Here is a 12,202-nt window from a genome sequence, read left to right as displayed (position 1 = left end):
TCAACATTATTATCTGAAAACAGAACATCAGAAGAAATTATTTTGACAAACCGCCGTATACCAGACCGGTACGTACGGTGGTGTGAGAGGACAGGTAGCCAAATAATGGCTACCTTCCTACTCGATTCCTTAAGAGAGGCATCAGAATTTTGGAAGGTCAATTACGGGAGGTGTGCCAGTAGCCGGGCGTTCGAAGAGATCACCATATTGAGCATTAGCAGGTTTAAAACCGCTGTTCCAGAGGTAGAACCAGCCGTTTTCTGAGCCGCCGCCATAATCAATACGATCTTTGGCTTTAGCCGTAGCATCGTTCGAGAATTTGGCTTTGGTGAGTTCTATCCATTCGCCGGTATTGGTTTTAATCCATTCGTTACCAAAGTAGCCTTTGCGGCCGAGGTGCCCATTTTCGAAGGAGAAGTTTTCCAGGAAGGAATAAAGATGGCCCATATATTTACCATCTTTGGGCGCGCGGAAGCTGGCGATCAGTTTCCATTCATGATGTTCAGGAACATAGAAGTACGCGGTGTAAGTAGTGGTAGTACCGGAAGGTACGCTGTGCATCAGGAAACGATAGTTTTGACCCGCTTTCCAATCATACACCCAATGACTATGACCGCCGGTACCTTCGCCTCCAAACCCGCTGGCAATAACACTATCGCCTTTCGCAAGCATAACTACCTGGTCTTCATACTTTACTTTGTTGCGTTCTTCAGGCTCTCCACCAGCATCCCAAACAGAAAAAATAATTCTTCTTTCAGTAGGAGAATTTACCTGCATACCAAAGTACCCGCGATGAAATCCGCAAGACATGAAATAAGTACCGAGTTTATCTTCTCCTTCCGGTACTTTAATTTCTCCATAAAACCATTCTACATTTTTTCCTTCGGGAACAGGATAGTTTAAGTGCACTGAAGCCGCACGGCGCCAGGGTTTGGCATTGTATTGAATATCTTTAGTGGCAGTGCCGCTAAGGGTAATACCTTTCACATCTGCATATACTTTTCCATTCTTGCTAATACCTTTAAGCGATACACAGTAGAATCCGGGCGTTTTAATTTTCGTTTGTAATACGGGAACATCGACATATGTATTATTGTTAGGTATGCTAATTACTTTTTCTATCCCATTTACAGCAACAGAAATTTTGCTTTCAGCATCAGATTTTGCCTGTAGCGCCACCTGGAGAAGGCCAGCTGTGGCTACATGGAAATAGAAGTTGACCGTGTTCATATTACCAGTCCAATCCACAACGCCATTTTTGTAGTTAATCTCCACATTTTCTTCTGCCGGATCGGCGTAGGCGGTAAAGCCAGGGAGCGTTACCGCAGGTGCTTGCGCAAAGATGTGATGGTTTGTCAGGCAAATAGCCAGCAATGTTGCCAGTAAGATTTTTTGTTTCATTGTTCTTTGGTTGTAAGTCAACAAATAAAGCAGCATCTGTTTCTAAATGCAATGTTGCTGGCAAAAAATTACAAACGGATGAGAATGCGTGGATTTTTAACACGGTATGCGCAGCAAAATATACAATCTTCAGCCATACTGAACGATTACAATTGCGCACAGGCAATGAGCAGGTAACAGGAATTATTTTTGAGCATAGGGAGGGTTGTCGCAAGATGTTTATCTACCAAAGACAGCATTAAAAAATAAACTAAAAACGCATAATATGGAAAAGCAATTAATCAACAAGAAAATAGCGGTCGTAGTGGCCAATGGATTTGAGGAAGTGGAACTGACCCAGCCGGTAGAAGCGCTGAAGAATGCGGGGGCTACAGTCGACATTATATCGCCGGAAGAGAAGACTGTAAAGGCATGGGCTGAAAAAGAATGGGGTAAAGACTACCCGGTAGATAAGCAAATTGGCTCGGTGGTGGCGGAAGACTATGATGCGCTGGTATTGCCGGGAGGAGTGATGAATCCTGACCATTTACGTACCAATGACCAGGTGATTTCTTTCATTACTGGTTTCTTTGACGAAAGTAAACCTGTTGCGGCTATTTGTCATGGTCCATGGACACTTATTGAGACGGGGGAATTGGATGGTCGTAAGGTGACGTCTTATAAATCATTAAAAACCGACCTCCAGAATGCCGGGGCTTTGTGGGTAGATGAAGAAGTGGTTACTGACCAGGGATTGGTAACAAGTCGTACTCCTAAAGATCTGCCAGCATTTTGCAAGAAGATGCTAGAAGAATTTATGGAAGGGCCGCATACGGGAAGAAATAACGGCAAGAGAGAGGGAGGCGTTCATCAGCTAGGGTGATTTATTTTTTGCCTTTTTTCTTTTTGTATTTCACTTCCACATTCGCAACGCCGGTATTAAGCATACCTATTTTGGAAGCGGCTTTCTGCGAAAGGTCTATGATACGGCCGGCAACAAAAGGCCCTCTGTCGTTGATGCGGACTTTCACGCTTTTACCGTTAGCTACATTGGTAACGGTAACGCGCGTACCAAAAGGCAATGATTTGTGAGCGGCTGTTAATCCCCGCTGGCGGAAGGTTTCCCCGCTGGCGGTACGTTTGCCGTCGAAAGAATCGCCATAATAGGATGCCTTTCCCTTTTCAACAATTTTCCGGCTACATGAAGCTGTAACCACCAAGAGCAAGGTAACGAGTAGTAACAACCGGCTACGGTATATGCGAGAAGGGATAGGTTTCATTGATAGCGATTTAGGCGATGCCATAAAAATAAAGCATTTTTTCATGTAGTAGGTGGTCTTCATGATTATTTAGTGTTGGCTGGTTGAACAATGTGAAAACGGAGCTGTTTTAACCAGGTACATCAGAAATCAGAATTTTATGGCAAAAAATGTGGCAGATCAACTGGTTGATATGCTGGCTAACGCCGGCATTAAACGTATTTATGCTGTTACCGGCGACAGCTTAAATCACATTAATGATGCGGTTCGCCGTGATGGAAGGATACAGTGGATACATGTAAGACATGAGGAAGTGGGCGCCTATGCGGCCAGTGCGGAGGCGCAGTTAAATGGATTGGCCTGTTGTGCCGGAAGTAGCGGGCCTGGGCATGTACACCTGATTAACGGTTTATATGACGCGCATCGCTCCGGTGCGTCAGTCGTGGCGATTGCCTCTACCTGCGCCACCAATGAGTTTGGGAGTGATTATTTCCAGGAAACCAATACAATCAAGTTGTTTGACGACTGCAGTTGTTATAATCAGGTGGCTGCAACTGCAGAGCAGGCACCCAGGATGATGCAGGCGGCTTTACAACATGCTGTGCATAAGCATGGTGTAGCTGTGTTGGGATTACCGGGAGATGTGGCTGCGTCTGATGCCAGGGATATTCCTACTGCTACCCGGTTGTATCATCCCCGCCCGGTAATATGCCCCTCTCCTGCTGATTTGCAAGAGCTGGCAAGTTTGTTGAACGATGCCGGAAAAATTGCCATTTATTGCGGGTTAGGAGCTGTGGATGCTCATGATGAAGTGGTTACATTGTCGCAGGTATTAAAGGCTCCTGTCGCTTATTCTTTCCGGGCCAAGATGGGAATACAATACAACAATCCCAATGAAGTGGGTATGACGGGCTTGCTGGGGCTGGCCTCGGCCTATAGAAGCATGCATGAAGCTGATGTATTATTGTTGTTGGGAACAGATTTCCCTTATACGCCCTTTATTCCTGGGGATACCAAAATAGTACAAATAGATATACAACCGGAAAGATTGGGGCGTCGCGCTTCACTGGAGATGGGGCTTTGCGGGGATATTGGAGATACGCTGAAAGCGTTATTGCCGCTGCTCAAAGAGCATCCGGAAAGTGACTTTCTGGATAGTATGCTTGCATTTTACCAGGAGGTAAAGAAGAAAATGCAGACCTATGTTGAAGATACCGGAAAAGAAGATGCCATCAGTCCGGAGTTTGTAGCAAGTGTGCTTAACAGGATTGCAGCGAATGATGCCATTTTTACGGTAGATACGGGAATGACGAATGTGTGGACGGCCCGGTACCTGGAAGGGACGGGAAAGCGTACGCTACTGGGATCCTTTAATCATGGGTCTATGGCAAATGCGATGCCCCAGGCAATAGGCGCCGCGCTGTCGCAGCCGGGCCGGGAGGTATTTGCCTTATGTGGCGATGGTGGGTTAACGATGCTTTTAGGTGATTTGATGACGATTAAGCAATATAAACTACCGATAAAAGTGATTGTGTTTAATAACCGCGCCCTGGGAATGGTGAAACTGGAAATGGAGGTTGCGGGGCTTCCTGACTGGCAAACGAATATGGAGAATCCAGATTTTGCCGTGGTAGCTGCAGCGATGGGATTCACTGCTTTTTCCATTCACAAACCTGAAGAAGTAGAAAGTATATTATCGAAAGCTGGTAAAACGGAAGGCCCTGTGCTGGTGAATATCTTTACTAATCCCGAATCGCTGGCAATGCCACCGAAGATTGAGTTTTCTCAAATGAAGGGATATGCATTGTGGATGGGGAAACTGATATTAGGAGGCAGGTATGACGAAGTCTTTGAGGCAGTTAAATCGAACTATAAGCATTTGAAAGATGTGTTGTAGGGAGTGTATTTGCAGGGAGATAGCCTTTATCAGGTATCTCCCCTGCAAATACTAGTATTTTAAAACGGATACCCGATGGCAATATTTAAGATCAGGTTTTTCTTGCGCCATTCGGGATCGCCGAAATTGATTTTGTTGATGACCCAGCGTTCATTTTCGGGAAGATAAGGAATACGCAATGGCATCGCCAGATCCAGGCGTACCACTACGATAGACGCATCAATGCGTAACCCCACACCGCCGCCCACGGCTATTTCCCTGTAAAAAGTATTAAATGTAAACTTACTGCCAGGCTTGTCTGGTACATCTTTTTGTAACCAGATATTACCGGCATCGATAAAGGCGGCCACATTGAATACGCTGGCAACGTGTACCCGGAGTTCTGAGTTGAATTCAAGTTTAATATCGCCGGCTTCGTTGGCCAGCAAGGCAGAGGTATCTACGGCCTTGTTATGATACGACCCAGGTCCAAGGGTCCGTGCTCTGAAGGCCCGGATACTGCTGCTACCGCCAGTGAAAAACTGTTTCACGAATGGCAGTGTGGAAGAGTTGCCATATGGTAATCCGTACCCGACCAGTAAGCGGTTCACCCATTGCTTTCCTTTACCGATATGCCAGTAGTGTCGCCCTTCTACAGTGAACCTCTCATATTGTGCAAATGAGTTGCCTAATATCGTTTTTTGCCCCGTATCATTTCTCGGAACGACCAGGCCAGCCAGATTTCCGGAGATATCGATATTGCCGCTGAGGTAAAAACTATGTACCTGGTTGGGGCGTTGGTTATTGTAAGTAATGGTATAATTACCGCCGAGGATAAATTGCTTTTCAATAGCGGATCGCTGGCTGGGGTCGTTGGCCAGGATACTATCGTAGGCTGCCGTTGTTTTTGTTGGTAATACATATGTGATGGCAATAGGAGCAAAGATGTGGCTGAGGTATTGCGATTTCTGCCACAGGTATTGCAACTGTAGTGTATATGCGTTTAAATTATACAGATTGGCGCGGCTATATAATTCATAGCTGGCGCTTATACGGGTTTTAGGAACATAGGGAGTACGTATATTAAACCCTCTGATGGGTGTAATAAACCGGGGGAAGGTTACCGCTACTTCTGCTCCTAATCCATAAGAGTTTGAAGCGCCGGACGATTTATTGCCGGTTTGCCATTCCATACCACCTCTCAATCCTATTTCAAGCAGGGAAGCGGAATGAAGCCAGTTACGGTTTTTAGCCGTAATCTGTATTTGGGATCCTATAAATCCATTTGATTTAGACGTTCCCCGGAGTTCTGTTTGCAGGGAGCGCCGTTTGTAAGGAGTCAGGTAGAATTTGGCATCCAGCCAGCCACTGTCGAGCGATACGCGGTTATTCACCATGGCGCGATAGTTTGTGGCCATAGAAGAATCCCTGAGATGGAGAGAATCTCGCCGGATAAAATTCCGGGAGGAATTATCTCTCCTACCGGGTACTGCATTGGGATTGCCGCCGGTGATATTATGGATAGATGTATCTCTTACAGGCGTAAACTGGCCTTTTACAAATTTGAAAACACCCAGGTTGATCAGCCTTTGCAGGGTGATATTGTGAGAGCTGAGCCGGTATAAGCTATCGGGGCGTAAAAATACAGAGCGGTTGAAGGTGGAGGTTTTAAATCGTTTCACCGAATCAACAATATAAATGCCCCTGTATCTTATGGGTGTTCCGAGCGTAGAGGTAGAATCATTATCCAGCGAGTAATCCGGGAATAGCGTAATATCGTGCATACGATACGGACGCAGCGCCAGCTGGGGTGTATTATCTTTAATTTTAACATAGAGATCTACCGTTCCGCTATTGGTACTGTCGACCTGCACCAGCAGATAGTCTGGTGTAAAGTAATAGTATCCCTGCTCTTTTAATGCTGCGTGTATACGTTCCCGTTCGGCTTTTATGGAGTCGAGCGAATAAGGCCTACCTACAATCAATGAGCTTTCTTCTTTAGTACCGGCAACGGTTTTCCCGATGGCGCTAGTGTCTGTGATGAAGGTAACGCTCTTGATGGTATAGCGGTGATTGGGTGTGGCGGTGTAAGTAATAGATGCTTTTTTCTTGCCGGAAAATTTAACTGCGGAGGTGACACCGGCCTGGAAGAAACCATTATCGACCAGGTATTCTTCCAATATTTTTGAAGTATACTCGGGCTTCGCGGTACTTAGCAATACCGGTGGTTCTCCCCATTTTTTACGGAACAGGTAATTCAGCCCTTTTCCTTTGGGCTCTTTGCCGAGGTTGTATAACCAAAGTTTGATGGGCATTCCCAGGAACCTGCGGTTTCTGTTGGGACGGATTCTTTTTTCCATGCCTTCCACCAGCGAGCTATAGTCTCTGGGCTTTTTATGGGTAACGGTATCATTGATCCATTTCACTTCACTGCCGGTATACAGGCGATCTCCCTCCGGCACACTGCGTGTGGTGCTACAGGAACTGATTACCAGGTATATCAGGCAACATGCTGTACAGAGAATGATATGGTTACTTGCTTTTCGCATCGGGTGTAGTCGTATTATTATCTTTATTTTTTTTCCTATCGCGTAGTTTTTGCCGGATAGTGGCTGTTTTTGAGCGCTGCAGAATTTCCCTGAACTCGTCGTAGTCCATTACCAATGCAAAGGCTACGCCTGTTTCCACTACCTGACCATCAATCACTGTAGTATTGTCGTTGCGTTGATATACACGGATTCTATAGCGTCCATCGCGGGTTAGTTTATACTCCAGGGAGATATCTCCGATCAGGGAGCTGGCATTTTGCTGGGTGCCCTGCAACATAATATTGGAACCAACGGAAACGGTTAAACGATCGTTGAACAGTCGTTTGGAAGCTCCAACCTTCAGGTTGGTACTTTCCTGGGCTGTGCCGGTAGAATAGTCTTCCTGGTTTTGCAGGTCGAAGTTGAGATCAATGCCTTTGATCAGGTTGCCGGCGAGGTTATTTAGCTGTTGGGATAAAATTTTACTCACGCTGTTTTTAGCCGCCTGTCCCACTCCGCCTCCGGAGCCCGCATCGAGGGTGCTCATCGGATCGTCAGGAATAAATGTATTAAGGACGAGGAGTCCCATTACTTGTTTGTTTAGCTCTGAGGGCACCTGGTTAATTTGTTTCAGGCGGTTATATGGCGTACCGCTCAGGGTATTCCTGTCTTTTTCCGGCAGGTCGAGGCGGAAGCTGATATCTGGTTTGGCCAGATTACCCTTGATCATCAGGTATACCAGGAACGGCATACGCTGTTTATACATATTGCGTTGTTCCGGCGTCATACTTTGCAGCTGATCGGCCACGAGGTCGTATGCGGGTGCGTTTACGGTGTATTTGGCGGTGATATCGAGATCGGCATTGGTTGGATCACCGTTAAAGGAAATGAAGCTACCCTTTTCAATATCGAAAGAGCGCTTGATCAGCTGGTTCAGCGACATTTCATATTTCCCTTCTGTTATTTCGTACCGGCCGGTCAGGCTCATTTTGCTACTGGGATCCAGTGTAGCGTTGATGTTGGCGGTACCTTTTGCCTGTACGAAGTCACCGTTTTGCTGATCGATGATGATTTTGATAATGGACTCGGGTGTAATCTCCAGGTTACCGGATAAATACATGCCTTTAAGGCGGGTAGTATGGTATTTGAGGCTATCTCGTTTGGCCAGCATAGCAGAATCGACCGGGTTTGACATATCCACAAATTCCACCACTCCTTCCCTATTTGCCAGGCCGGGTTCATCCTGTGGCAGCATCATGGTAACGCTGGATTTATCGCGAAGCTTCACCGTAGCATCGATCCGGGGAAGGTCCAGCGTGCCTCGTATTTTTATTTTGCTATCGATAAAGGCGGGGCCATAGATCCATTGATCCGGGCTTTGTTGTTTGCCCAGGGCCATAAAATTGTCGGCGGTAACACTCAGGTTGAAGCGATAGTTGGTCAGGTCTTTTGTATTGATGCGCCCATCTACTACCAGCTCATTGTTGAGACTATCGGCAATAACAAGATTATTTAGCTGTATCCCGTTTTCGTCAATCAAAATATCTTCATCGGGCAGGTGGAGGGTGCTGCCAATCATGGTGACCATGCCCTGAGCATTATTGAAATGTAAATGGCCGGTTACCTGTGGCGCTGAAGTCGTGCCCGAGATATTGAACTGGCCGTTGGCACTACCCGACATCCGGGTAACATTGCCCATTGTGAAGGGCTCCAGTGCAGCCATATTCAGCTTGTTGATATTCAATTGTCCATTGATGATGCTATCGTAAGTGCCATTTATTTTGACGTCGTTGTCATTACCTGTGAGATCAGCTGTTAGCTGGTATTGAGAAGGGCTGGTATTTTCCACATTAGCGTGGAGATTTCCCATATGTGTGTTCTTTACTGTTAGGCTGTCGATATTTAGATTGGCATGTATGAGCGGAGACTTATCCCAATTATGTACTGTAGCATCAGCGTTCAGGATACCATTGGCCAGCAAGGTATCTGTGGCTAGCATGCCCGTAATGGTAGATAGCTGGAAGTTGGCAATATTCGCCTGTAGCGCGGGAACCGCGCTGCTATCGGGCTGGGTAGCTACCTGTATAGATTGGGCGCCATACGACAGTTTGATATTGGCCGTATCCGGCGCGCCATTTTTTATGCGGAGGATATTATTGTCGGCTACTGTCCAGGTCTGTTTGTTTAACAGCAGTCCAGGTTTAAGTGATAACTCCATGGCGTTTTCCTTCAGGAAGGTAAGGATACCGCCCAGTTTATATTTGGGTCGCCGTTTTACGTCATCCAGCTCGAGGTCGAAGTCGACTTTGCCGGTATTGGCTGTGGCTTTCAGGAAGGTACGGTAAAGAGGAAAAGATGGGTGCTGCATCCGGGAGAGTGCCACATAGGTTTGCATGGATGTATCTATAATCCGGGCAAACATGCGCAGGCTATCTATCTGCAAGGAGTCGTAATTAACCCGGGGGAGGTTGGCACTGAGTAACAGCAGGCTACTGTCGCTGTTTAGCCGTCCGTTCATTACCAGCGGAACTTCCATGTGGAGGGCAGGCATCAGGCCCTGCAGGTTTTTGGGCCATATCAACGAGGCGTTCCAGGTCAGCTGTTGGCCTGCTGGAATGCTAATCTTATTGGAATCTGTGGGCAATAGCGGTTTGTTAATAACTCCCGCCAACGCGCCACCTACTTTTCTGTAGTCAATATGTCCATATGCGGTTATTAATCCAAATGGGCTTTTAAGTGTAATGTGTTGTTGATCAGTATATTGAGTCAGCAGGGAAATGCTGTCTAATGGAAACACCTGACCTTTAGTAGCAATTTGCCATTTGGTAAGGAAGGCATTTCCTTCTATGTGTTCTGGTTCAATGCTACTGAAGTCAGCCAGCAGATTGCCTTGCAGCGTCAAAGGTTCAGTATACCAGTGCGTGGTAAACAAGTCGGCCTTAGTCAGCGCCATATTTACTTTCAGGTTGCGGATGGTTGTATCTGACAGTTGACCGTTGATGTTGAAAGTGGCTTCCACGTTGCTATCGGCGCTTTCGCCTTGCGCTTCGAAAGCTCCTTTGTCAATGCCGGCGTTGATATCAATGTCGTTATACGTATAGGCGTTATAGGTAGCTTCTGTTAACTGGAGATTGGCTTTGGCAGCCATTTGTTTTAGCGTATAGCCTTGACCGGTAGCACTCAGTTTCCCTGCTATCCATCCCATGGTGGTATCATAGAGCATAATGCCCGGATTAGCCCGGAAATAAGGAATGCTGATAGTATAACTGCTACGGATGCTATCCGTAATGTTTACCAGCTGGGCGTTGATGTTGGCGTTTGCATAGTCGCTTTTCAACTGTAGCTGTGTAATGAGATTTTTAATGCCTCCTTTAAACATACCGGTGATCAACATATGCTCCGGAATCCGGGGTGTGTCTGGCAGCGTACCTGCAGGCAGCCATGAGCGCAAAGCTTTATTGCCGGATTGTATATACAGGTTGGGGAGATTGGCGCTGAGAAGATCAGCATTGGTAGCGTGTAACACCTGGCCATCGTTGGCTTTAATCAGATTCCCTTCCTGGTCGTTGAGGTAGAGCTGTTTAATGTTTAACTCTCCCAGCGTACCTTTTAGTATAGCCGCTACTGTTAGTTCTTTTTTCCACAATGGTGCAAAAGATTTGTTTTTGCGGGCGTCGGGAACAAAGGGTAACCACTCTCCCAGTGCTATGTGTACAGAGTCGAGATTGGCATCGAGTCCCAGCTGATCCAGTTTATCGGAAATACCTGACCAGGAAGGTACCGTTACTAATATTTGTTTGCGTAGAGTGCTTTTATTGGTTTGCAACAGGAAGTTGCGAAGCGCCAGGGAGCGGGGGGTAAAAAGCACGTCCATATTGGCTTTACGGATTGCAAAACCAGATTTATCCTGGGCTGTCAGTGTTTTAATATCTACAGAGATGCTATCAGGAGCATAACGGATATTGTGGATTTTACTGGAAAACCGCGTCAGGAGCAGGTGATTGTAGTCCGGGTCGGGGCCAGCAGCTTTTGGGGCCGGGCCGCCGTTGTCGTAGCGCATGGATAGCTTGTCGAGGTTTACCTGGGTAGCCAGTACCTGCCAGGTATTGGGGGTAGTATCCTTCGGTGCTGACACTACTGTATCTTTTCCGGGAACCATCATCAGCATACCATGGGTATTGCTGATGGCCAGATCACCTACCTGTATACGGGTTGAGTCCTGATCGAGGCTGCTGTTACGCAGCAATAGCGCTCCTACATGCCAGGCGGTGTTGATGCCTATTCCATCGTCTGCATATAAGAAGCTGCTATTATTAAGTTGAAGTTTTTTCAAAAGCAGGTGGAGGGAGGCACTGTTGGTATCTGCAGGCGGTGGTGGCGGTGCTGCGGAAGTGATGGCTGGTCCGGTATAAGTTTGATGGAAAAATCCTTTCAATCCATCCAGGGTAATGCCTCTAAAGGCGTAAATGCCGTCATCTATCAGCAGGTCATCCGGATCTACATGGAGATTATCCCAGGTGAGTACGGCATACATGCCACCGGGGTCATCGAGATAACTTATTTTGACTTTACGGAGAGAAATATCTTTGAGCAGAAACTGCATCGTGGTCCCGGTTTTTGGGGAAATAGTATCTGGTTTGGATGACGGTGTGACGAAAGCATCTATGGCGAACTGGTAGTTAAAGGTGGAGTCTCCGGGATGCCGGTAAACGTTTATTACCAGGGTATCCCATTCCAGTTTATCGATTTTCAGCTCGTTACTGATCAGGGATAGCAGGTTATAGTGTACTTTCAGGGAGCCGGAGTACAATAGTGCCTGGTTGGAAGTGTCGGCTACATATACATTGCGGAGTTCGAGGTATTGCCAGCCTCGTGCCCGGAGATAGCCAATCTGTACTTTAGTGTGTAATTTTTTTCGCAGGTATAGCTCGCCTTGCTGTCTCAGGTAATTTTGAACCCCGTCCAGTTGTAACAATAATACGACCATTACGGGCAAAAGGAGCACCGCAACAATTATCCATATCAGCCATCGCCACCAGGGGCGGCCGTGTTTTTCTCCGGTTTCTGCTGGTTCTGTCACTAGGTTATATTACAAAATTCAATTACAGAATATAAACGCAAAAGCACGCTTATAGTTTACTTGCCGGTAGGATAGTGTA

General features: G+C 46.7%; 6 protein-coding genes. 2 read left to right on the top strand and 4 right to left on the bottom strand.

All coding sequences use genetic code 11. The features are described 5' to 3' along the window. Positions 1-141 precede the first annotated feature (141 nt). Complete coding sequence (locus tag HGH90_RS31415; RefSeq protein WP_168764965.1) at positions 142-1,401, bottom strand: DUF3472 domain-containing protein; 1,260 nt, start codon at positions 1,399-1,401, stop codon at positions 142-144. A gap of 265 nt (positions 1,402-1,666) precedes the next feature. Between HGH90_RS31415 and HGH90_RS31410 the strand changes: the two genes are divergently transcribed. Next, the gene (locus tag HGH90_RS31410) at positions 1,667-2,263 is read left to right on the top strand and encodes a type 1 glutamine amidotransferase domain-containing protein (protein ID WP_168764964.1); all 597 of its coding nucleotides are present in this window, start codon (positions 1,667-1,669) and stop codon (positions 2,261-2,263) included. A 1-nt stretch (position 2,264) separates the two neighbouring features. On the opposite strand, the gene HGH90_RS31405 is transcribed toward HGH90_RS31410, so the two are convergent. Continuing rightward, positions 2,265-2,660, bottom strand: coding sequence for a septal ring lytic transglycosylase RlpA family protein (locus tag HGH90_RS31405; RefSeq protein WP_169192791.1), 396 nt, complete (start codon positions 2,658-2,660; stop codon positions 2,265-2,267). A 139-nt stretch (positions 2,661-2,799) separates the two neighbouring features. Between HGH90_RS31405 and HGH90_RS31400 the strand changes: the two genes are divergently transcribed. Further along, the gene (locus HGH90_RS31400) at positions 2,800-4,536 is read left to right on the top strand and encodes a thiamine pyrophosphate-dependent enzyme (RefSeq protein WP_169192790.1); all 1,737 of its coding nucleotides are present in this window, start codon (positions 2,800-2,802) and stop codon (positions 4,534-4,536) included. A 59-nt stretch (positions 4,537-4,595) separates the two neighbouring features. Here the strand turns inward: HGH90_RS31400 and HGH90_RS31395 are convergent, their stop codons facing one another. Together HGH90_RS31395 and HGH90_RS32165 are read right to left on the bottom strand one after the other, a co-directional pair. After that, on the bottom strand, positions 4,596-7,064 hold the full coding sequence (locus tag HGH90_RS31395) for a BamA/TamA family outer membrane protein (protein WP_168764961.1): 2,469 nt from the start codon (positions 7,062-7,064) through the stop codon (positions 4,596-4,598). After that, a complete protein-coding gene (locus HGH90_RS32165) occupies positions 7,048-12,123 on the bottom strand; it encodes a translocation/assembly module TamB domain-containing protein (protein ID WP_169192789.1) in 5,076 nt (1,691 codons plus the stop codon). Before HGH90_RS32165 ends, HGH90_RS31395 begins: the two co-directional genes overlap by 17 nt. Between the last annotated feature and the right edge of the window lie 79 nt (positions 12,124-12,202).

The sequence above is a fragment of the Chitinophaga sp. Ak27 genome, from assembly GCF_012726295.1.
In the GTDB taxonomy this organism is placed as follows: Bacteria; Bacteroidota; Bacteroidia; order Chitinophagales; family Chitinophagaceae; genus Chitinophaga.
Note: the sequence above shows the minus strand (reverse complement) of the source record. Positions and strands in the feature narration are given on the sequence as shown.

Bases quoted from the DNA above. Each gene is read 5' to 3' on its own strand.
- HGH90_RS31415 (WP_168764965.1), bottom strand. From the start codon at position 1,401: ATGAAACAAAAAATCTTACTGGCAACATTGCTGGCTATTTGCCTGACA.
- HGH90_RS31410 (WP_168764964.1), top strand. From the start codon at position 1,667: ATGGAAAAGCAATTAATCAACAAGAAAATAGCGGTCGTAGTGGCCAAT.
- HGH90_RS31405 (WP_169192791.1), bottom strand. From the start codon at position 2,660: ATGAAACCTATCCCTTCTCGCATATACCGTAGCCGGTTGTTACTACTC.
- HGH90_RS31400 (WP_169192790.1), top strand. From the start codon at position 2,800: ATGGCAAAAAATGTGGCAGATCAACTGGTTGATATGCTGGCTAACGCC.
- HGH90_RS31395 (WP_168764961.1), bottom strand. From the start codon at position 7,064: ATGCGAAAAGCAAGTAACCATATCATTCTCTGTACAGCATGTTGCCTG.